This is a genomic window from Streptomyces olindensis (genome assembly GCF_040645895.1).
Lineage (GTDB): Bacteria > Actinomycetota > Actinomycetes > Streptomycetales > Streptomycetaceae > Streptomyces > Streptomyces olindensis.
Genome location: NZ_JBEYZD010000019.1, coordinates 39,951 through 59,965, shown reverse-complemented (window position 1 = coordinate 59,965; position 20,015 = coordinate 39,951). Strand labels below are relative to the sequence as shown.

At 72.0% G+C, this 20,015-nt stretch carries 19 protein-coding genes; 10 read left to right on the top strand and 9 right to left on the bottom strand.

Features of this window, described 5'->3' with window-relative positions:
• The first annotated feature begins 7 nt into the window (after window positions 1-7).
• Window positions 8-841 carry an isoprenyl transferase gene (locus ABZ948_RS14765; protein ID WP_359759490.1) on the top strand — a complete coding sequence of 278 codons (834 nt, stop codon included), beginning with the start codon at window positions 8-10 and terminating at the stop codon, window positions 839-841.
• A gap of 34 nt (window positions 842-875) precedes the next feature.
• Here the strand turns inward: ABZ948_RS14765 and ABZ948_RS14760 are convergent, their stop codons facing one another.
• The 4 genes from ABZ948_RS14760 to ABZ948_RS14745 are packed head-to-tail and all read right to left on the bottom strand — an operon-like array spanning window position 876 to window position 4,021.
• On the bottom strand, window positions 876-1,292 hold the full coding sequence (locus ABZ948_RS14760) for a Fur family transcriptional regulator (RefSeq protein ID WP_359759488.1): 417 nt from the start codon (window positions 1,290-1,292) through the stop codon (window positions 876-878).
• Between the two features lie 58 nt (window positions 1,293-1,350).
• The gene (locus ABZ948_RS14755; RefSeq protein ID WP_359759486.1) at window positions 1,351-2,253 is read right to left on the bottom strand and encodes a metal ABC transporter permease; all 903 of its coding nucleotides are present in this window, start codon (window positions 2,251-2,253) and stop codon (window positions 1,351-1,353) included.
• Window positions 2,253-3,020 carry a metal ABC transporter ATP-binding protein gene (locus tag ABZ948_RS14750; protein WP_359759484.1) on the bottom strand — a complete coding sequence of 256 codons (768 nt, stop codon included), beginning with the start codon at window positions 3,018-3,020 and terminating at the stop codon, window positions 2,253-2,255. The genes ABZ948_RS14755 and ABZ948_RS14750 overlap by 1 nt, the downstream gene beginning before the upstream one ends.
• Window positions 3,021-3,040: 20 nt before the next feature.
• Window positions 3,041-4,021, bottom strand: coding sequence for a metal ABC transporter solute-binding protein, Zn/Mn family (locus tag ABZ948_RS14745; protein WP_359759482.1), 981 nt, complete (start codon window positions 4,019-4,021; stop codon window positions 3,041-3,043).
• Window positions 4,022-4,260: 239 nt separating this feature from the next.
• Between ABZ948_RS14745 and ABZ948_RS14740 the strand changes: the two genes are divergently transcribed.
• From ABZ948_RS14740 to ABZ948_RS14705, 8 genes are all read left to right on the top strand, one after another.
• A complete protein-coding gene (locus ABZ948_RS14740; protein WP_359759480.1) occupies window positions 4,261-5,643 on the top strand; it encodes a glycine--tRNA ligase in 1,383 nt (460 codons plus the stop codon).
• A 73-nt stretch (window positions 5,644-5,716) separates the two neighbouring features.
• Window positions 5,717-6,445: a DUF2625 family protein gene (locus ABZ948_RS14735; protein WP_359759478.1), complete on the top strand. Its 729-nt coding sequence runs from the start codon at window positions 5,717-5,719 to the stop codon at window positions 6,443-6,445.
• A complete protein-coding gene (locus ABZ948_RS14730; RefSeq protein ID WP_359759476.1) occupies window positions 6,442-6,933 on the top strand; it encodes an SUKH-3 domain-containing protein in 492 nt (163 codons plus the stop codon). The genes ABZ948_RS14735 and ABZ948_RS14730 overlap by 4 nt, the downstream gene beginning before the upstream one ends.
• A gap of 91 nt (window positions 6,934-7,024) precedes the next feature.
• The gene (locus ABZ948_RS14725; RefSeq protein ID WP_359759474.1) at window positions 7,025-7,642 is read left to right on the top strand and encodes a LysE family translocator; all 618 of its coding nucleotides are present in this window, start codon (window positions 7,025-7,027) and stop codon (window positions 7,640-7,642) included.
• Between the two features lie 89 nt (window positions 7,643-7,731).
• The gene (locus ABZ948_RS14720; protein WP_359759473.1) at window positions 7,732-8,736 is read left to right on the top strand and encodes an aldo/keto reductase; all 1,005 of its coding nucleotides are present in this window, start codon (window positions 7,732-7,734) and stop codon (window positions 8,734-8,736) included.
• 25 nt (window positions 8,737-8,761) lie between these two features.
• The gene (locus ABZ948_RS14715; RefSeq protein WP_359759471.1) at window positions 8,762-9,349 is read left to right on the top strand and encodes a TetR/AcrR family transcriptional regulator; all 588 of its coding nucleotides are present in this window, start codon (window positions 8,762-8,764) and stop codon (window positions 9,347-9,349) included.
• 222 nt (window positions 9,350-9,571) lie between these two features.
• On the top strand, window positions 9,572-10,297 hold the full coding sequence (locus ABZ948_RS14710; RefSeq protein ID WP_359759470.1) for a dienelactone hydrolase family protein: 726 nt from the start codon (window positions 9,572-9,574) through the stop codon (window positions 10,295-10,297).
• A 128-nt stretch (window positions 10,298-10,425) separates the two neighbouring features.
• Window positions 10,426-11,292 (top strand): GNAT family N-acetyltransferase, encoded by an 867-nt coding sequence (locus tag ABZ948_RS14705; protein ID WP_359759468.1) that lies wholly within the window; start codon window positions 10,426-10,428, stop codon window positions 11,290-11,292.
• Window positions 11,293-11,307: 15 nt separating this feature from the next.
• On the opposite strand, the gene ABZ948_RS14700 is transcribed toward ABZ948_RS14705, so the two are convergent.
• Both ABZ948_RS14700 and ABZ948_RS14695 read right to left on the bottom strand, forming a co-directional pair.
• On the bottom strand, window positions 11,308-11,514 hold the full coding sequence (locus ABZ948_RS14700) for a hypothetical protein (protein WP_359759466.1): 207 nt from the start codon (window positions 11,512-11,514) through the stop codon (window positions 11,308-11,310).
• A gap of 167 nt (window positions 11,515-11,681) precedes the next feature.
• The gene (locus ABZ948_RS14695) at window positions 11,682-13,133 is read right to left on the bottom strand and encodes an MFS transporter (protein WP_359759464.1); all 1,452 of its coding nucleotides are present in this window, start codon (window positions 13,131-13,133) and stop codon (window positions 11,682-11,684) included.
• 78 nt (window positions 13,134-13,211) lie between these two features.
• Here ABZ948_RS14695 and dusB point away from each other — a divergent pair, with 78 nt between their 5' ends.
• Window positions 13,212-14,345 (top strand): tRNA dihydrouridine synthase DusB, encoded by a 1,134-nt coding sequence (dusB, locus tag ABZ948_RS14690; protein ID WP_359759462.1) that lies wholly within the window; start codon window positions 13,212-13,214, stop codon window positions 14,343-14,345.
• Here the strand turns inward: dusB and ABZ948_RS14685 are convergent, their stop codons facing one another.
• From ABZ948_RS14685 to ABZ948_RS14675, 3 genes are all read right to left on the bottom strand, one after another.
• On the bottom strand, window positions 14,346-16,031 hold the full coding sequence (locus ABZ948_RS14685; protein WP_359759612.1) for a sulfatase-like hydrolase/transferase: 1,686 nt from the start codon (window positions 16,029-16,031) through the stop codon (window positions 14,346-14,348).
• Between the two features lie 603 nt (window positions 16,032-16,634).
• On the bottom strand, window positions 16,635-18,572 hold the full coding sequence (locus ABZ948_RS14680) for an amylo-alpha-1,6-glucosidase (protein WP_359759460.1): 1,938 nt from the start codon (window positions 18,570-18,572) through the stop codon (window positions 16,635-16,637).
• A complete protein-coding gene (locus ABZ948_RS14675; RefSeq protein ID WP_359759459.1) occupies window positions 18,569-20,011 on the bottom strand; it encodes an MGH1-like glycoside hydrolase domain-containing protein in 1,443 nt (480 codons plus the stop codon). The genes ABZ948_RS14680 and ABZ948_RS14675 overlap by 4 nt, the downstream gene beginning before the upstream one ends.
• Window positions 20,012-20,015: the final 4 nt, after the last annotated feature.

Sequence of the window (20,015 nt, the reverse complement as noted above, 5' to 3'; positions counted from 1 at the left end):
GAAACACATGGCCGTACGCGGGATCCTGGGGCGGCAGCGCCGGGAGTACAGGACGCCGGAGCCGCACCCGTCCGGCGCGCGGCCGCCGAAGCTCCCCGGGGAGCTCGTACCGCAGCATGTGGCGATCGTCATGGACGGCAACGGCCGCTGGGCCAAGGACCGCGGGCTGCCGCGCACCGAGGGGCACAAGGTCGGCGCCGAGCGCGTGCTGGACGTGCTGCAGGGCGCCATCGAGATGGGCGTGGGCGCCATCTCCCTGTACGCCTTCTCCACCGAGAACTGGAAGCGGTCGCCGGAAGAGGTGCGCTTCCTGATGAACTTCAACCGGGACTTCATCCGCAAGACCCGGGACCAGCTCGACGAGCTGGGCGTGCGGGTGCGCTGGGTGGGGCGGATGCCGAAGCTGTGGCGGTCCGTCGCCAAGGAGCTGCAGATCGCCCAGGAGCAGACCAAGGGCAACGACCGGCTGACCCTGTACTTCTGCATGAACTACGGCGGCCGGGCCGAGATCGCGGACGCGGCGAAGGCACTCGCGGAGGACGTGCGCAGCGGAAAGCTCGACCCGTCCAAGGTCAACGAGAAGACCTTCGCCAAGTACATGTACTACCCGGACATGCCGGACGTGGACCTGTTCCTGCGCCCGAGCGGCGAGCAGCGCACCTCGAACTACCTCCTCTGGCAGAGCGCCTACGCCGAGATGGTCTTCCAGGACGTGCTGTGGCCGGACTTCGACCGCCGCGACCTGTGGCGGGCGTGCCTGGAGTTCGCCTCCCGGGACCGGCGCTTCGGCGGGGCCATCCCGAACGAGGAGCTGCTGGCCATGGAGGGCAAGCAGCAGTAGAAGCCTTCGGGGGCGCTGTGCGCCCCCGAACGGGTCATGCCGTCTTCGCCGCGCAATCCGCGCAGGTGCCGAAGATCTCCACCGTGTGGGCCACGTTGACGTAGCCGTGCTCGGCGGCGATGGCCTCGGCCCACTTCTCCACGGCCGGGCCCTCCACCTCGACGGCCTTGCCACAGCTGCGGCACACGAGGTGGTGGTGATGGTCGTCGGTGGAGCAGCGGCGGTAGACGGACTCGCCGTCGGCGGTGCGCAGGACGTCGACCTCGCCGGCGTCGGCGAGGGACTGCAGGGTGCGGTAGACCGTGGTGAGCCCGACCGAGTCGCCCTTGTGCTTGAGCATGTCGTGCAGTTCCTGCGCGCTGCGGAACTCGTCGACCTCCTGCAGGGCCGCCGCCACGGCGGCCCGCTGCTTGGTGGCGCGGCCCTTCACGGACGGTCCAGCGGTCGTCACCGTTGCCTCCTCACGTCTGCCTTGCCCGGGCCATTGTGCCAGCCCGGGGTGGGGGCGGTCAGACGCCGACCTCGTCGGTCGCCTCCCGGGTGGCCGGAATCGCACACTCCGCCGGGTCCGCGCCGGCGTGCGCGGCGGACCGGGCCCGGGCGCGGCGGCGGGCCAACGGGGCGGCGAGCGCCGCCAGCACGACGAACGCGCCGATCGTCAGCAGCACGATCGTCGCGCCCGGCGGGACGTCCTGGTAGTACGACGTGACCGTGCCGCCGATCGTCACGCTCACCCCGATGGCGACGGCGATCGCGAACGTCGCGGCGAAGCTGCGGCCGATCTGCTGGGCGGCCGCGACGGGCACCACCATCAGCGCGCTGACCAGCAACAGGCCCACCACGCGCATCGCCACCGTGACCGTGACGGCCGCGGTGATCGCCGTCAGCAGGTTCAGGGCGCGCACCGGCAGGCCCGTCACCCGCGCGAACTCCTCGTCCTGGCTGACCGCGAACAGCTGCCGGCGCAGGCCGAGCGTGACCAGCACGACGAAGGCGGCCAGGACGCAGATGGCCGTGACGTCCGACTCGGACACCGTCGACAGCGAGCCGAACAGGTACGAGGTGAGGTTGGCGTTGGAGCCCGTCGGCGCGAGGTTGATGAACATCACACCGCCGGCCATGCCGCCGTAGAACAGCATCGCGAGGGCGATGTCGCCGCGGGTCTTTCCGTACCAGCGGATCAGCTCCATGAGGACCGCGCCGAGGACGGAGACCAGGGTCGCCATCCACACCGGGGACCAGGTCAGCAGGAAGCCGAGGCCGACGCCGGTCATCGCCACGTGGCCGATGCCGTCGCCCATCAGGGCCTGGCGGCGCTGCACGAGGTAGATGCCGACGGCCGGAGCGGTGATGCCGACCAGGACGGCGGCGAGCAGCGCCCGCTGCATGAAGGCGTAGTCGAGGAAGTCCATCAGCTCAGCAGTCCCGTGCGGATCGGTTCGGCGCCCGCCGGTGCGTGCGGGTGTACGTGGTCGTGGCCGGGCAGGGCGTGCTGCCCGACGGCCTTCGGGGGCGGCCCGTCGTGGACGACGCAGCCGTCGCGCAGGACGACGGCCCGGTCGATGAGGGGCTCCAGGGGGCCCAGTTCGTGCAGCACGAGCAGGACCGTCGTGCCCTGCGAGACCTGCTCCTGGAGGGTGTGCGCGAGCACCTCCTGGCTGGCGAGGTCGACGCCGGCCATCGGCTCGTCCATGATCAGCAGCTCGGGCTCGGAGACGAGCGCGCGGGCGATCAGGACGCGCTGGTGCTGGCCGCCGGAGAGGGCGTCGACCGGGTCCTTGGCCCGGTCCGCCATGCCGACCAGCTCCAGGGCCTTGCGCACGGCCGCGTGGTCCGCCTTGCGCAGCATGCCGAAGCGGGCCCGGGACAGACGGCCGGAGAGCACCACCTCGGTCACCGTCGCGGGCACGCCGGCCGCGGCCGTGGTGCGCTGCGGCACGTAGCCCACGCGGTGCCAGTCGCGGAACCGCCCGCGGTCCGTGCCGAACAGCTCGATCTCGCCGGCGCCGGTCTGCACCTGGCCGATGACGCTGCGCACGGCCGTCGACTTGCCGGAGCCGTTCGCGCCGAGCAGCGCGACGACCTCACCGCGGCGCACGGTGAGGTCGATGCCGCGCAGGACGGGGCGCGAGCCCAGGTCGGCGCGGACGCCGCGCAGGGATACGACGGGCTCGTTCATGCCGTCCTCCGAAGGGTGGGTCACTTGGTTCCCAGGGCCGACTGCAGGGCCTTGAGGTTGGCTCGCATGACCTGGAAGTAGTCGTCGCCGCGGGACTTGTCGGTGATGCCCTCGAGCGGGTCGAGGACGTCGGTCTTCAGGCCCGCGTCCTTGGCGAGGGTCTTGGCGGTCTTGTCGGAGACCAGTGTCTCGTAGAAGACGGTGGTGACGCCGTCGGCCTTGGCCTCCTGCTGGAGCTCCCTGACCCGGGCGCCGCTGGGCTCGCTCTCGGGGTCGAGGCCGGAGATGGCCTCCTGGGTGAGGCCGTAGCGCTCGGCGAGGTAGCCGAAGGCGGCGTGGTTGGTGAAGAAGACCTTGGTCTTCGTGTCCTTCAGGCCGTTCTCGAACTCGCCGTTGAGGCCGTTCAGCTTCCCGACCAGGGCCTCGGTGTTCTTCTTGTAGTCGGCCGCGTGGTCCGGGTCGGCCTTCTCGAAGGCCTTGCCGACGCCCTGGGCGATCTCGGCGTACTTCACCGGGTCGAGCCAGACGTGCGGGTCGCGGGCGTGCTCCTCCTCTTCGGAGTGGCCCTCCTCCTCGGCGTGGCCTTCCTCGGAGTGGCCCTCCTCACCCTCGTGGCTGTGGCCGCCGGTGCCGTGGTCCTCGAGGGTGGTGAGCGTGGCCGCGTCGATCTTCGTCTTGATGCCGGTCTGCCCGACGGCCTCGTCGACGGCGGGCTGGAGGCCCTTGAGGAAGAGCGCCGCGTCGGCCTCTTCCAGCTGCGCCCGCTGCTTGGTGCTGATCTCCAGGTCGTGCGGTTCCTGGCCGGGCTCGGTCAGGCTGGTGACGTTCACGTGGTCCCCGCCGATCTGCTCGGCGAGGAAGGCCATCGGATAGAACGACGCGACGACGTCGAACTTGTCCGTGTTGCCCGTCGCCGCGCTGTCGCTGGAGCAGGCGGTCAGGGCGCCCAGGCCGAGAGCGGAGGCCAGGGCGGCGGGTATGAGGCGTCGTCGTACGTTCATGACACTCATTTTCAACAAATATGGAAACCGTTGTCAACAAACGTCCTGAACAGGGGCCGGGAGGGGCCTGGCGGCCACCGGTGGGGGAGCGATTTGATTGAGGGGGCGCCCCCGCCGGTAACCTGAGTCATTCGCTGGAAGCAACTCGCTTCGCCCGCCCGTCTCCCGACCACCACCCCTCATCGAGGCGCTTCCGCGCCGCACCCATCAGTATTCGTCGTCGTAATGAAGAGAGCACCGTGGCCGCCGACAAGATCGACACCATCGTCAGCCTGAGCAAGCGCCGTGGCTTCGTATTCCCCTGTAGTGAGATCTACGGCGGCCAGCGCGCCGCTTGGGACTACGGCCCCCTGGGTGTCGAGCTCAAGGAGAACCTCAAGCGCCAGTGGTGGCGCTACATGGTGACGTCGCGCGAGGACGTCGTGGGCATCGACTCGTCCGTGATCCTGGCCCCCGAGGTCTGGGTCGCCTCCGGTCACGTCGCCACCTTCACGGACCCGCTGACCGAGTGCACCTCCTGCCACAAGCGGTTCCGCGCGGACCACCTGGAGGAGGCGTACGAGGAGAAGAAGGGCCGCGCCCCGGAGAACGGCCTCGCCGACATCAACTGCCCCAACTGCGGCAACAAGGGCCAGTTCACCGAGCCCAAGCAGTTCTCGGGCCTGCTGTCCACGCACCTCGGCCCCACGCAGGACTCCGGCTCCGTCGCCTACCTGCGCCCCGAGACCGCGCAGGGCATCTTCACCAACTTCTCCCAGGTGCAGACCACCTCGCGCCGCAAGCCGCCGTTCGGCATCGCCCAGATGGGCAAGTCCTTCCGCAACGAGATCACGCCCGGCAACTTCATCTTCCGCACCCGCGAGTTCGAGCAGATGGAGATGGAGTTCTTCGTCAAGCCGGGCGAGGACGAGAAGTGGCAGGAGTACTGGATGGAGCAGCGCTGGAACTGGTACACCGGCCTGGGTCTCCGTGAGGAGAACATGCGGTGGTACGAGCACCCGAAGGAGAAGCTCTCCCACTACTCCAAGCGCACCGCCGACATCGAGTACCGCTTCCAGTTCGGCGGCAGTGAGTGGGGCGAGCTGGAGGGCGTGGCCAACCGCACCGACTACGACCTCGGCGCCCACTCCAAGGCCTCCGGCCAGGACCTCACCTACTTCGACCAGGAGGCCGGCGAGCGCTGGACCCCCTACGTCATCGAGCCCGCGGCCGGTGTCGGCCGCGCGATGCTGGCGTTCCTGCTGGACGCCTACGTCGAGGACGAGGCGCCCAACGCCAAGGGCAAGATGGAGAAGCGCACGGTGCTGCGCCTCGACCAGCGCCTCGCGCCGGTGAAGGTCGCGGTGCTGCCGCTGTCCCGCAACCCGGAGCTGTCCCCGAAGGCCAAGGGCCTCGCTCAGGCGCTCCGGCAGAACTGGAACATCGAGTTCGACGACGCCGGCGCCATCGGCCGCCGCTACCGCCGCCAGGACGAGATCGGCACGCCGTTCTGCGTGACCGTGGACTTCGACACGCTGGAGGACAACGCGGTCACCGTCCGCGAGCGTGACTCGATGAAGCAGGAGCGGGTCTCCCTCGACCAGATCGAGGGTTACCTGGCGGCCCGCCTGATCGGCTGCTGATCGCTCTCGCGACTGTCACGGTGCCGGGTTCCTCGGAGAGGGGCCCGGCACCGTCGTATGCGACGATGCGGAGATGCGCGAGGCCGACGAGCTGATCAACGTCGACGATCCGGCCTGGCCGCACCTCCTCCAGGAGCTGTCCGGCAGCGACGTCCCGGTCGAGGTGCTGCGCGGCGATCCCGGGGCGGGCCGCGCGACCTTGCTGCAACTGCAGGTCTCCGCCCGGTCTCATCTGGGGGGCATCGTGCTGAACTGCGGCGGCCTGCTCGTGGACGACGGCTGGCTGCGGATCTTCGGGAGCCCGGGGAGCGCCCGGCTCGATGGCCCGCCCGGCCTGGCCGAGATCAACGCGATGCCCTCGGCGTTCGATCCCGCGTGGCGGCCGGGTGCGGGTCTCGTGGTCGCGCACGACGTGCTGGGCGGGGTCTTCGCGCTGAACGGGGGCGACCCCGGTGAGGCCGGTCGGCCCGGCGCTCCGGGGGAGGTCGTCTACTTCGCCCCCGATGCCCTTGGCTGGGAGGCCATGGGGGCAGGACACTCGGCCTGGCTGTCCTGGATCCTCTCCGGCGGGCTCCGGGATTTCTACGCGGGCCTGCGGTGGGACGGCTGGCGCCGTGAAGTCTCCGTACTGAACGGCCGGCAGGGACTGTCGTTCTTCCCGCCGCTGTGGTCGGCCGAAGCCCGCCGGGATCTGTCGGCCACCGGCCGTCGCGCGGTGCCGATGGCGGAACTCCTGGGCCTCAACCGCGACTGGTGCCGGCAATGCGACGGCGCGGACCCGGGTTTCCTCGGAGCCGCATGAACCGGCCGACCAGACCTCCTACCCCGCAACCGGCGCCGGGAGTGACCGCCTGGCTGACCTCGAACGGCTGGACGCCGGACCGTGATCTCGGGGAACGCGCGGCGGAACTCGTCGAGGTACGGGTGCGGGACGCCGAGAGGCAGGGCGTCACCTTGCCTCCGTCCCCTGCGGCCACCCGTGTCGTCCGTGCCTATGGCCTGCTGCGCCTTGCTCATCCAAAGGCCGCGGAGACATGGCTGATGAAGCCCACGCTCGGCTACGAAGGAGACGCGGCTCTCATCGAAGAGTTGGCGGCCGGGCTCGGAGTGGGCCTGTTTCCCGTCGGATACGAGGAATCCGAGCGCGGCATCGTCCTGGTGGACGAGACCGGCCGATGGTTTCAGCTCCACCACACCGGTGGGTATTTCCTGGGGGCGGACGAACACGACGCGTTCTCCCGTTTCCTCGGGGGCGTCGACGCTCCGGACGCGGAGGGCTGGTTCGTCTGAGCGGTTCCCGGCGCCGCCGCGTCGGGTGGTCCCCCAGCGCGCTCGCCGATTGGTCCTGTAACCCGGAGCGGGGCGGCACCAGGGTGACGGTATGAGCATCGCCTTCCTGCTGACGACCCTGGTCGTCGTCGCCACGCCGGGTACCGGCGTCGTCTACACCCTTGCCGCCGCGCTGTCCCGGGGGCGCCGCGCGAGTCTCGTCGCGGCCGTCGGCTGCACGCTCGGGATCGTGCCGCATCTGCTGGCCACGGTCACCGGTGTGGCCGCCCTGCTGCACGCCAGTGCGACCGCCTTCCAGGTGCTGAAGTACGCCGGGGTCGCGTACCTCCTCTACATGGCCTGGGCGACGGTCCGGGACAAGGAGGCGCTCGTGGTGGAGGAGCGGGCCCCGTCCGCGCCGGTGCCGGCCCGGACGGTGATCGTCCGGGGTGTGCTGATCAACCTCCTCAACCCGAAACTGACGATCTTCTTCTTCGCGTTCCTGCCCCAGTTCGTGAGCTCCGGGGAACCGCACGCGCTGCTGCGGATGCTGGGCCTGGGCGGGGTGTTCATGCTGGCGACCTTCGTCGTGTTCGCCGTCTACGGGGTGCTGGCCGCCTCCGTGCGCAGCCATGTGGTGGGCCGGCCGCGGGTGATGGCGTGGCTGCGGCGGGGTTTCGCCGGGTCGTTCGTGGCCCTGGGGGCGAAGCTGGCGTTCACGGCCCGCTGACCGGCGCTGACCGGCGCTGACCACACTCGCTGACAATAAGGGAATGACAGATATTGAAATCTGTCACCTGTCATGCGACAGTGGAGGGCATGACGATGCGAACCCGAACCCTCGGAACCACCGGCCCCCAGGTCTCCGCCCTCGGCCTCGGCTGCATGGGCATGTCCGCGCTGTACGGCGGGGCGGACCGGACCGAATCCATCGCGACGATCCACGCGGCGCTCGAAGCGGGCGTCACCCTGCTCGACACCGGCGACTTCTACGGCATGGGCCACAACGAGATGCTGATCGGCGAGGCCCTCCGCGCCGCCCCCGCCGCCCGGCGCGAACAGGCCCTGGTCAGCGTGAAGTTCGGCGCCCTGCGCGGCCCGGACGGCGACTGGTCCGGCTACGACGGCCGGCCCGCCGCCGTGAAGAACTTCGCCGCCTACTCCCTCCAGCGGCTCGGCGTCGACCACATCGACGTCTACCGCATCGCCCGCCTCGATGCGGACGTGCCGATCGAGGAGACGGTCGGCGCCATCGCGGAACTGGTCGAGAAGGGACACGTACGGCACATCGGCCTCAGCGAGGTCGGCGCCGAGACGATCCGGCGGGCGGCGGCCACGGCGCCCATCGCCGACCTCCAGATCGAGTACTCCCTCCTCTCGCGCGGCATCGAGGACGAGATCCTGCCGACCACGCGCGAACTGGGCATCGGCATCACGGCGTACGGAGTCCTCTCCCGCGGCCTGATCTCCGGGCACTTCACCGCCGACCGGCAGCTCCCCCCGGGCGACTTCCGGGCGATGTCCCCGCGCTTCCAGGGCGACAACCTCCGGCACAACCTGAACCTCGTCGAGGCGCTGCGGAAGATCGCCGAGCAGAAGGGCGTCAGCGTCGCGCAGATCGCCATCGCCTGGGTGCTCAGCCGCGGTGAGGACATCGTGCCGCTGGTCGGCGCCCGCCGCCGCGACCGGCTCACCGAGGCCCTGGGCGCCCTGGACGTGACGCTGGACGCCGCCGACCTGGCCGCGATCGAGGAGGCCGTACCGGCCGGTGCCGCCGCCGGCGCCCGCTACCCGGCGGCGCAGCTGGCGCACGTCGAGAGGTGAACCGGCCTCCGGGTACGGTCTGGGCATGGCACCGACCAGCGAGATCCTCACCGCCGAGCGCATCCTCGAAGCCACCGAGGAGGTGCTGCGCCGCCACGGCCCGGCCAAGGCCACCGTGGTCGACGTGGCCCGCGCGCTCGGCGTCAGCCACGGCAGCGTCTACCGCCACTTCCGGACGAAGGCGGCGCTGCGCGAGGCGGTCACCAAGCGCTGGCTGGACCGCACCTCCGGCGAACTGTCCGGGATCGCCGCCGCGGACCGCGACCCGGAGGCCCGGCTGCGGGACTGGCTCGCCGCGCTGTTCGCCGCGAAGCGCCGCAAGGCCGGCGACGATCCGGAGCTGTTCGCCACGTACACGGTCCTCACCGGCGAGAACGGCACAGCGGTGAGCGAGCACATCGCCGACCTGACCGCCCAGCTGGCCCGTGTGATCCGGGAGGGCATGGAGAGCGGCTCCTTCACCGCGACGGACCCGGAGGCCACGGCCCGCGCGGTCTTCCAGGCGACGGCCCGCTTCCACGACCCGGGCTACGCGCGGGAGTGGCGGGAGGAAGGCGTCGAGGCCGACTTCGAGGCGGTCGTCGACCTGCTGGTGCGGGGGCTGCGGGCTTAGCGCGCGCCCTACGGCATGCGGCGGCGTCCGGCAACGGAGCTTCCGCGAAAACCCGTTGGCAATGCACCCACGTCCCCTACTAATGTCCCGCCAGGCCGTGCGAGAGAACGAGGAGGTGATACCCGTGAACGCAGTATCGACATGGGTGCTCCCCTCCGGGGTCACGGTCGGGCGATAGGTCGTCCGGGAGCGCCGTCTCGCGCACTCCCGAAAGGCACGACCATGCGATTCACTTCCGAACAGCGCCTCGACGACGGTGTCCTCGAGCGCGCGTTCACCCTCGGCGAGATCCCCGGCACCCTGTGGACCCCCGGACCCGCACCGGCCCCGCTGGTGCTGATGGCCCACAACAACGGCCTGCCCAAGGCGGACCCCCGGCTGGTGGCCCGGGCCCGGTACACCGCGGCGCGCGGCTACGTCGTGGCCACCATCGACGCCGCCGGGTGCGGTGACCGTCCCCGTTCCGCCGCCGACGAGGAGACCCGTGCCGAACTCCGGCGGGCGATGCGGGCGGGCGAGCCGGTCGACGAGATCTTCGAGTCCCTCATCGGCCCGCTGGTCGAGAACGCCGTCCCGGAATGGCGGACCACACTGGACGCCCTTCACGGGCGGCCCGAGATCGGCGGCGGCCCGGTCGGGTACTCCGGGGGGTGGACCGCCCTCGGCATCCGGCTGGCGGTGGTCGAGCCGCGCATCGCGGCCGCGAGCTTCTTCGCCGGGGGATACGTGCCCCGTGCCCAGCGCGAGGAGGCCCGGCAGGTCACCGTTCCGCTGCTGTTCCTGCTGCAGTGGGACGACGAGGGGAACCCCCGGCAGCGGGCCCTGGACCTGTTCGACGCCTTCGGCAGCAAGGAGAAGACGCTGCACGCCAACGTGGGAGGGCACACCGGCACCCCGTGGTTCGAGCTGGAGGACGGCTGCCGGTTCCTGGACCGACACCTGAACTGAGGCCGGGCGGCCCGGCGGGCGGTGCAGGCCATGCCGCCGCCCAACCGCCCACCGGGTGCGCCCGGGACGGCCGGGGCACAGGATGGAAGTGAGGGGTGGGTCGCCGCGCGGGACGCGCGAAGAAGGGGATGGCGATCGTGGATCTCATACTGCGCCCGGGGACCGTCGACGATGCCGCGGAGTGCGGCAGGATCTGCTACGAGGCCTTCGCCGGCGTCGCCGAGGAGCACGCGTTCCCACCCGACTTCCCGAGCCCCGAAGTGGGTGTCGCACTGATGGAGGGCGCCCTGACCCACCCCGGGTTCTACAGTGTCGTCGCCGAGCTCGACGGGCGGATCGTGGGCAGCAACTTCCTCGACGAACGCTCGGCCGTCGCCGGGGTCGGGCCCATCACCGTCGACCCCGCCGTGCAGAACGCGGGCGTGGGCCGCCGCCTGATGCGGGACGTCATGGACCGCACCGCCGAGCGCGGGGCACCCGGCATCCGGCTCCTGCAGAGCGGCTACCACAACAGGTCGTTCTCGCTGTACGCGAGCCTGGGCTTCGTCCACCGGGCCACGCTGGCCTGCGTGCAGGGACCGCCGCTGACGGAGGCGATGCCCGGGTACGCGGTGCGGGAGGCCACGGACGCGGACCTCGGCGCCTGCAACGACCTGTGCCGGCAGGTCCACGGCGTCGACCGGGGCGGCGAGGTCGCCGACGCCCTCAAACAGGGCACCGCCCGGGTCGTCGAGCGCGCGGGACGCGTCACCGGCTACGCCACCGACCTGGCCTTCTTCGCCCACGCCGTCGGCGAGACCACCCCGGACCTCCAGGCCCTCATCGCGGCCGCCCCGCAGTTCGGCGGCCCCGGCATCCTCGTGCCCACCGGCGACAGCGCACTGCTCAGGTGGTGCCTGTCGCACGGCCTCAAGGTCGTCCAGCTGATGAGCCTGATGACCGTCGGCCTGTACAACGAGCCCGACGGGGCCTACCTGCCCTCGATCCTCTACTAGGGCCGGTCCTGCCCGTCATGCTGCCGTCGGATCCACCGTCGCCTGATGGGCCTCCGCCAAGTGCTCCTCCGCCTTCAGCCAGGGCAGGAACTGGGCGCCTCTGCGCCAGCCGCAGGTGTCGCACCTGATCGTGCGCTGCACACCCGTGCGCTGCACCCGCACCACATGCTCCCGGCCGTGCTGGTCCCAGCGGCTGACCTTGCTGGTGTCGCTCTGCGCCATGACGCCTCCCGCGTCCAGGAATCCGGCGGATCCGGTCCGCTCGCAGCAATGGAGTGTGCCGGACAGGCCCACCCTGGCCCACAGCGGGTCACGCCCTCAAGGGGCGCGGGGCCGTATCTGATATGCGGCTCCGCCGCGTGGCGCGGCCGGCCACCACTCACCCGCGGCTAGGCACGCTCCGCGGCTCCCACCGCATCCCGCACCTCCGCCGACTCCAGCCGCTCCGCTGTCCGTTCGGCAGTCCCCCGAGCCCAGCGCCCGCTCGTCACGGCTCCCAGCGCCAGCACCGCGAACCCGCACGCCGCGAGGATCCACCAGCCCGGCCGGGCGGCCGACACGAACATCTCGCGGTACGAGGCCGCGCCCACGCCGGCGGCGAGCACCGCGCCCACCACCGCGACGCCCAGCGTCTGGCCGAGCTGGCGGCTCGTGGAGGCGACCGCCGCGGCGACGCCCGCCTGGGCGCGGGGCATTCCGGAGACCGCCGTGTTGGTGATCGGCGCATTGACGAAACCGAAGCCGATGCCGAAGAGGACGTACCCGGCGAAGAGGGTGGTGTTCGAGGTCTCGGCCTCGAACGCGGCGAAGAGGACGCCGCTCGCCGTCATCGCGCAGCCCGCGATCAGCAGGGGCAGACGCGGACCCCGGCTGCCGACCAGGCGGCCCGACAGCGGCGCGCACACGAACGTCGGCACGGCCATCGGCAGCATCCACAGACCCGCCTCCAGGGCGGTCAGCCCGCGCACGTTCTGCAGGTACAGCGTCGACAGGAACAGGAAGCCGCCGAGCGCCGCGAACGCGCTGATCGCGATGGCCGTCGCCCCGCTGAACGGCGCCGAGCGGAAGAAGCGGAGGTCGATCAGCGGCTCCGCGCGGCGCGGTTCGTACCAGAGCAGGGCGGTGAGGGCCGCCAGGGCCAGGACCACCAGCGGGGCCAGGGACGCGAAGGCCGTGCTCGGCGCCTCGATGATCGCGTACGTCAGCGAGCCGAACAGCGCGATCACCAGCACCTGCCCGACCGGGTCCGGGCGGCGGGCCCGGGGCGCACGGGACTCGGGGACGAAACGCAGGGTGAGCAGCAGGGCCGCCAGCCCCACCGGCAGGTTGATCCAGAAGATCGAGCGCCAGCCGACCGACTCCACCAGGAGGCCTCCGACCAGCGGTCCGGCGGCCATGGAGATGCCGACGACCGCGCCCCACGCGCCGATCGCCCGGGCGCGCTCGCGCGGGTCCGTGAACGTGTTGGTGATGATCGACATGGCGACCGGGTTCAGCATCGAGCCGCCCACCGCCTGCACCATCCGGAAGACGACCAGCGCCTCCAAGTTCGGGGCGAGGGAGCACAGCACCGAGCCGACGGTGAAGACGACCAGGCCCGCCATGAAGACCCGCTTGCGTCCGATCCGGTCGGCCGTGGAGCCCGCGAGCATCAGCAGCGAGGCCAGGACCAGCGTGTACGCGTCGATCGTCCACTGCAGGCCCGACGTACTGGCGTGCAGGTCCTGCTGCATGGACGGCAGCGCCACGTTCAGGACCGTGTTGTCCAGGCTGACGATCAGCAGGCTCATGCAGCAGATCGCGAGCACCAGCATGCGGCGGCGGTGACTGAGCTCGGGCATGCGTTCCATCGTAGCCCGATTTCGATAGTGTGGCTAACTAATGAATTTTGCCTTTTCATTGCACGGCACAATGGAGGCATGTCCACGCCCCTGCAGATCGGTCCGCACACCGTCCAGCCGCCCGTCGTCCTGGCCCCCATGGCCGGGATCACCAACGCGCCCTTCCGCACCCTGTGCCGGGAGTTCAGCGGCGGCAAGGGGCTGTTCGTCAGCGAGATGATCACGACCAGGGCGCTGGTCGAGCGCAACGAGAAGACCATGCAGCTCATCCACTTCGACGCGAGTGAGCGCCCCCGGTCGATCCAGCTCTACGGCGTGGACCCGGTCACCGTCGGCAAGGCCGTCCGCATGATCGCGGAGGAGGACCTCGCCGACCACATCGACCTGAACTTCGGCTGCCCGGTCCCGAAGGTCACCCGCAAGGGCGGCGGCTCGGCGCTGCCGTACAAGAGGAACCTGCTGCGGGCGATCCTGCGCGAGGCCGTCAGCGGTGCCGGTGACCTGCCGGTCACGATGAAGATGCGCAAGGGCATCGACGACGACCACATCACCTTCCTCGACGCCGGCCGGATCGCCGTCGAGGAGGGCGTCACCGCCATCGCGCTGCACGGCCGCACCGCCGCCCAGCACTACGGCGGCACCGCCGACTGGGACGCCATCGCCCGGCTCAAGGAGCACGTCCCGGAGATCCCGGTGCTCGGCAACGGCGACATCTGGTCGGCCGAGGACGCCCTGCGGATGGTGCGCGAGACCGGCTGCGACGGCGTGGTCGTGGGCCGTGGCTGCCTCGGGCGGCCGTGGTTGTTCGCCGACCTGGTCGCCGCCTTCGAGGGCCGCACCGAGGACATCGCCCGCCCCACCCTCCGCGAAGTCGCCGACGTCATGGTCCGGCACGCCACGCTGCTCGGGGAGTGGATCGGCGACGAGTCCCGCGGCGTGATCGACTTCCGCAAGCACGTCGCCTGGTACCTGAAGGGCTTCGCCGTCGGCTCCGAGATGCGCAAGCGCCTCGCGATCACCTCGTCCCTGGAGGAACTGCGCTCCGGCCTGGACGAGCTGGACCTCGACCAGCCCTGGCCCACCGGCGCCGACGGGCCCCGGGGCCGTACGTCCGGCAACAACCGGGTGGTGCTGCCGGACGGCTGGCTGAAGGACCCCTACGACTGCGCCGGCGTCGGCGAGGACGCCGAACTCGACACCTCCGGCGGCTGATCAGCCCGTGGAGGGGTGCGGTGTGGAGCCGTACGCCTTCAGGAAGCGGTCGCGGAAGGAGTCCATCTTCCACACGGGCGCGTCCCGGCCGGGCTTGAGGCCCTCCGTCCAGTTCCAGTCGGCGATCTTCTCCAGGACCTTCGGGTCCTTGGCGACGAGGGACACCGGCACGTCGCGGGAGGCGCGGATGCCGCTGACCCGTGCCATGGGCTGGTGGTCGCCGAGGAAGACCAGGACGGTGTCGTCGGTGCCGTAGCGCCGGAGCCACTGGGTGAGGCTGGTGACCGAGTACTGGATGGACCTGCCGTACTCCTGCCGGGACCTGGTGGTATCGGTGATGATGTCCGCCGCCTTGTTGCCGGCCTTCTGGATCGGGCCGAAGACCGTGCCGTCGCCGAGTTCGTCCCAGCCCACCATCTTCGGGATGGGCGCCCAGGGCTGGTGGCTGGAGGTCAGGATGACGAACGACATCAGCGGCTTGTCGCGCTTCTTCCCGTGCACCCGGCGCTGGAACGCCTCCAGCGCGTACTGGTCGGGCATGGTCGACCAGCTGAACTTCGGGCCGCGGTAGCCCAGGTCGAAGGCGTCGTAGAGCTTGTCGAGGCCGTACCACTTCTCCTCCGGCCAGCCCTTCTGCACGCCGGGCATGACGCCCACCGTGTCCCAGGCGCCGGTCTTGCGGAACGCCTTGGTCAGGGTGAGGTGGTCGCCCGCGGTGACCGTGCGGTAGCGCCGCTGGTTGTCGATCCACAGGCCCGACATGGTCGTGGAGTGGCCGAGCCAGCTGCTGCCGCCGAAGGTCGCCGAGGTCAGCCAGCCGCTGCGGGCGTGGAAGCCGGCCTTCGCCAGGGCCTCGGTGCTCGTGTCGAGGGTCCGGTCGACGCCGGGGGCGATGATCGGGTCCTCGACGGCGCTGCGGCCGTAGCTCTCGATGAACGTGAAGATCACGTCCTTGCCCCGGAGGTCGGGCAGGAGTTGGTCGGGCGGGGTGTTGCCGAAGGTGTCCGCCTTCGCCTGCCGGACGAACTCGGCCTCGTCGCGCAGCGATTCCACCGTCCGCTGCGCGTGCACGCGGAGGGCCCCGGCGCCGCGTTCGGAGGCGATCGGCCCGCCGAAGAGCGTGAGGCCCAGGGCCGAGCAGGTGATCCAGACGGTGCCGGCGATCAGGGCGCCCCTGGTCGCCCGGGTCCGGTGGCGGGCCAGCACACCGGCGAGGCGGACCGTCGCCGCGACCATGACGGCCGCCACGAGCAGGACGAGCAGCACCGCGCCGACGGCGGCGGCGGTCGCGACGCCCCCGCCCAGCGTGTCCCCGACGTACGCCTGCGCGTCGGGCAGCAGGTCCCAGTCGAGCGCGGCGTTGAAGCCCCGGCCGAGGTACTCGTTGAACCCCATGTCGAGCAGGTTCACGGCGGTCAGCGCCGTGAGGCCGAGCCCGTAGAGCACGGCCGCCACCAGCCGGGGCCGGCGCGGCAGCCCCAGCACGACGACAGCGCCGATGACCGCCTCCGCCGGGATGCGCGCGAAGCTGACCGGTTCGAGGGCGGGGAGCGTGTTGGGCAGGAGCAGGGCACCGAGGACCAGGACGGCGGCGAGCGCGGTGGTGGCGAGACGGAGGGCACGGGCGGCGCGCGGGCGACGCCCGCGCCAGCCACGGAGCCGGGCCCCGGTGGCGGAGGCCAGCACCTCCCCACCGCCGACCTCGGCGCGGACTCCCGCCTCCTCCGCGCCGGCTTCCGCCTCCTCCGGACCGGCCTGAGTTTCCTCCGCGCGGGCTTCTGGCTCCTCGGCGTCGGCTTCCGCCTGCTCGGCGTTGGCGTGCGCCGTCTCCGCCTTTTCCGCGCGGGCTTCCGCCGTCTCCGCGTCCGCCTGCGCCCTCTTCGCCTCGGCTCCCGCCGTCACCGTGTCGGCCTGCGACTCCTCCGCGTCGGCTTCCGCGGTCTCCCCGGCCGTCTGCGACTTCTCCGCGCAGGCTTCCGCGGTCTCCCCGTCCGCCTCCGCCTCCTCTGCGCGGGCTTCCGCCGTCTCCCCGGCCGTCTCCGCCTTCTCCCCGTCGGCCCCCTCCCGTTCCGTCTCGGGCCCGGTCTCCGGGGTGCCCTGCTGTGGCGACTGGCGGAGGCGTGTGAAGACAGGCACCCGGAGGTCCTTCCCGTACGAAACCCGGCGAGGTGGCGGACCCGCGTGGGGGTACGGGTCCGCCTCAATTCCGTACGGCGCGCCCACCGGGTGTGTTCAGCCCGGCGGGCCAGCGCTCGGCAAACACCCGGCAAACGGCGGGCCAACCGGCCCTCAGACGCCGCCGACCGCCGTGAGCAGCGCCAGCGGGGCCGACGCCGACCGGGATTCCCGCACGCACGCGTGCGGGTACGGCACCGGCTCCGGGTGGGTGTCGCGGCCGTAGCCCGCGAGGACCTCCGGCAGCCGGTGGCCGGTCGCGGCCGCCGCGTCGACCAGGCCGCGGGCGATCGCGCGGGCCTCGTCGTGCAGGCCGTACCGGGCCAGGCCCAGCGCGATCAGCGCGTTGTCGTGCGGCCAGACCGAGCCGCGGTGGTAGGAGAGCGGGTGGAACGCCGGCTGCCCGGCCGCCAGGGTGCGCACGCCCCAGCCGGAGAAGAAGTCCGGCTCCAGCAGGCGGCGGCCGACGAGTTCGCCGTACTCCTTGTCCAGCAGCCCCGACCACAGCAGGTGCCCGGCGTCGGAGGCGAGCGCGTCGACCCGGTCGCCCCGGCCGTCCAGCGCGAGCGCCGGGAAGGAGTGCTCCGGCATCCAGAAGTCCCGCTGGAAACGGTCGCGCAGGTCACCGGCCGCCTGCTCCAGCAGATCCGCGTACGTCCCGTCCTGCCACACCGTGCGCGCCAGCCACGCCGTGCGGCGCAGCGCGTCGTAGGCGTAGCCCTGGGCGCCCGCGGCCGTCACCGGCCCGTTCGGGCGGGTGCCCTCGGCGGAGCAGATGGCGCCGGGGGAGTCCTTCCAGTTCTGGTTGGCGAGGCCGCCCTGGTCGGCGCGGTAGACCAGGTAGCCGCGGGAGGTGAGACCGCCGTGGTCGAGCATCCAGCCCACCGCGGCACGGGCGTGCGGCTCCAGGCGGCGGGCCAGGGCGGTGTCGCCGGTCTGCTCGGTGTACGCGCCGAGCAGGACGAGGAAGAGGGGCGTGGCGTCGACCGAGCCGTAATAGCGGCCGTAGGGGACCTGGCCGAAGTGGGCCAGTTCGCCGTGCCGCACCTCGTGCACGATCTTGCCGGGCTGGGCGATCTCGTCGGCGCCGGCCTGCGTGGCCTGGGTCGCGGCCAGCGCGGGCAGGGTGGCGGCGGCCAGCCGCGGCCGGTAGGGCAGGGCGAACAGCGAGGTCAGCAGGGCGTCCCGGCCCAGCAGCGTCAGGAACCAGGGGGCGCCGGCGGCCGGGACGCGCAGTTCCTCGCCGTCCGGGCCGGTCGCCGGGACCTGGAGCGCGGCGAGGTCGGCGAGGCCCCGGGCACAGGCCGCGGCCAGCTCGGGCCAGCCGCTCGGGAAGGCCACGTCCTCCATGAACTCGCCCTCCCGCGCCCGCAGTTGACCCTGGAGCGCGGCGGGGGAGCGGGGCACGCGCAGGGCGCGCTTGTCGCCGTGCGGGCGGGCGATGACGCGCAGGATCAGCTCGGCGGTGCCGTGCGGCGCGAGGTCCAGGGTCCACACCAGGCGGCGGGCGCCCGTGCCGGTCTCCTCCACCGCGTCCGGCTGCGGCTCGGCCGTCACGGTCGTGACGGACCGCCACTCGCCGCGCCGGTAGGTGAACTCCACGCCGTGGTCGAGGACCTGGCGGGAGCGGACGGCACCGGACTTCGCGTACGTGCGGTGGTCGGAGCGCAGCTCGAACTGGTCGGTGAAGTCGGCGTCGGCGGTGACCGCGATGCGGACCGTCGTCGGCACCGGTCGGTTGCTGGTGACGCGCAGCGACTCCACGAACGAGGCGTCGCCCACGGCCTGTTCGCGGAAGAGCGTGTAGGCGGGCGGCTCGTTGCGGCCGCCGCGCGGGACGAGGACGCACGCCGCGGTGTCGCCGTCGGCCACCGGCGTCAGCGTCTCCGGCACGGCGCCGTCCACGGTGAGCTGCCAGCGGCTCAGGTGCCGCGCGTCCCGTACGAACATGCCGTCCGGGGCGCTGCCGCCCCGGTAGCCGCTGATGTCGCCGCGGTCGCCGACGGCGGCGAACGTCCCGCCGTGCACGAGCAGATGATGCCGGTCCGTCATCCCCGGTCCCCTCCCTTGATCGCCGTGACGCCGTTCCTGTCCCCTGCGGGCCGGTCGTGCAGCAGGTCGAGCGTGAGCGCGGCGGTCCAGCCGAAGCCGGTGGCGCCGCAGGCCTGTGCCGTGTACGGGTCGACGTACTCCGCGAAGTCGGAGGCGCCGGCGGTGTGCAGCATGCCCTTGCGCAGGGCGTCGGCCCGGCCCCGCTCGCCGTGCAGCCGCAGCCCGCGCTCCAGCAGCCAGTTCGTGTTGAACCAGGCCGGGCCGCGCCAGTAGCGGTGCGGGTCGAAGGCCTCGCCCAGCAGGTCGTAGCTGGGGACCAGGCGGGTCGCGCCGCCGAGGCCGAAGTGCGGGCCGCACACCGTGCGGACCAGGGTGACCGCGAGGTCGCGCGGCAGGGTCGGCAGCAGCAGCGGGATGAGCCCGGAGACCCCGCGCTCGGGGATCAGCTCCCCGGCGCGCACGTCCCGGCACAGGAACATCCCCGCGGCCGGCTCCCACAACCGCTCCACCAGGGCCGCCGTGAGGCGCTCGGCCCGGGCCTGCCGGGCCGCGGCCGCCGCGCCCAGCTCGTGGGCGATCCGGGCCAGGGCGTACTCGGAGGCGATGAGCAGGGCGTTGAACGCCGGGTCCTCCACGGCGAAGTCGCCCTGCCGACTCCCGCCGGAGGCTTCCCGGTACGGCTCGTCGGCGTAGCCGCCGTCCCGGTAGTCCGCCGCCAGCCGCACGTACCGCCCGTAGTCCAGATCCGTCGGCCGGTCCTCGGGCGCGCCGTGATCGAGGTCGGCGCGGCGGAAGGAGCGGGCCGGGGCGGGGGTGACCCGGGACAACGGGCGGTCCCAGCAGGGGCTGTTGTCCATACCCTGTTCCCAGGGGTGCACGACGGAGACCAGCCCGCCCCCGCCCAGGTCGCGCCGGCGCAGCAGATAGCGGTGCCAGGCGGCCAGCCGGGGGTAGGCCCGGGCGAGGAAGCCGCGCGCCCGCGACAGGCCCGGGTCGGCGAGGTGCACCAGCCACGCGGCCAGGGCGTGCACCGGTGGCTGCACGATCCCGGAGGTCTGTACGGTGCGCGGGGCGCCCGCCGCGCACCCCGCGGTGGAGGAACGCCAGAAGTCGGGGCTCGGGAAGTACGCGTCGAGAGGCACGGAGGGGTTGAAGACGATGTGCGGGATCCGCCCGTCCGCCCACTGCGCCGCCAGCAGCGTCTCCAGCTCCGTCTGGGCGCGTAACGGCGAGACGTGCCGCAGGCCGATCGCGATGAACGCCGAGTCCCAGGACCATTGGTGCGGATACAGGCTGCGGGAGGGCACCGTGGACTTGCCCGTCCAGTTGTCCTCCAGGACCTGTGCAGCCCTGACCTGCAGGGAAGACGGCGCGGCGGCCGGATCGTATGCGATCTCGCGTCCGGCGGGACGCGTGGTGAGCTGGGCGATGCGATCCACTCGG

Excerpts from the sequence above, each read along its gene's own strand:
- ABZ948_RS14695 (WP_359759464.1), bottom strand. The coding sequence starts at position 13,133 with ATGCCCGAGCTCAGTCACCGCCGCCGCATGCTGGTGCTCGCGATCTGC.
- ABZ948_RS14725 (WP_359759474.1), top strand. The coding sequence starts at position 7,025 with ATGAGCATCGCCTTCCTGCTGACGACCCTGGTCGTCGTCGCCACGCCG.
- ABZ948_RS14750 (WP_359759484.1), bottom strand. The coding sequence starts at position 3,020 with ATGAACGAGCCCGTCGTATCCCTGCGCGGCGTCCGCGCCGACCTGGGC.
- ABZ948_RS14705 (WP_359759468.1), top strand. The coding sequence starts at position 10,426 with ATGGCGATCGTGGATCTCATACTGCGCCCGGGGACCGTCGACGATGCC.
- ABZ948_RS14700 (WP_359759466.1), bottom strand. The coding sequence starts at position 11,514 with ATGGCGCAGAGCGACACCAGCAAGGTCAGCCGCTGGGACCAGCACGGC.
- ABZ948_RS14730 (WP_359759476.1), top strand. The coding sequence starts at position 6,442 with ATGAACCGGCCGACCAGACCTCCTACCCCGCAACCGGCGCCGGGAGTG.
- ABZ948_RS14715 (WP_359759471.1), top strand. The coding sequence starts at position 8,762 with ATGGCACCGACCAGCGAGATCCTCACCGCCGAGCGCATCCTCGAAGCC.
- ABZ948_RS14735 (WP_359759478.1), top strand. The coding sequence starts at position 5,717 with ATGCGCGAGGCCGACGAGCTGATCAACGTCGACGATCCGGCCTGGCCG.
- ABZ948_RS14720 (WP_359759473.1), top strand. The coding sequence starts at position 7,732 with ATGACGATGCGAACCCGAACCCTCGGAACCACCGGCCCCCAGGTCTCC.
- dusB (WP_359759462.1), top strand. The coding sequence starts at position 13,212 with ATGTCCACGCCCCTGCAGATCGGTCCGCACACCGTCCAGCCGCCCGTC.
- ABZ948_RS14745 (WP_359759482.1), bottom strand. The coding sequence starts at position 4,021 with ATGAACGTACGACGACGCCTCATACCCGCCGCCCTGGCCTCCGCTCTC.
- ABZ948_RS14755 (WP_359759486.1), bottom strand. The coding sequence starts at position 2,253 with ATGGACTTCCTCGACTACGCCTTCATGCAGCGGGCGCTGCTCGCCGCC.
- ABZ948_RS14680 (WP_359759460.1), bottom strand. The coding sequence starts at position 18,572 with ATGACGGACCGGCATCATCTGCTCGTGCACGGCGGGACGTTCGCCGCC.
- ABZ948_RS14765 (WP_359759490.1), top strand. The coding sequence starts at position 8 with ATGGCCGTACGCGGGATCCTGGGGCGGCAGCGCCGGGAGTACAGGACG.
- ABZ948_RS14710 (WP_359759470.1), top strand. The coding sequence starts at position 9,572 with ATGCGATTCACTTCCGAACAGCGCCTCGACGACGGTGTCCTCGAGCGC.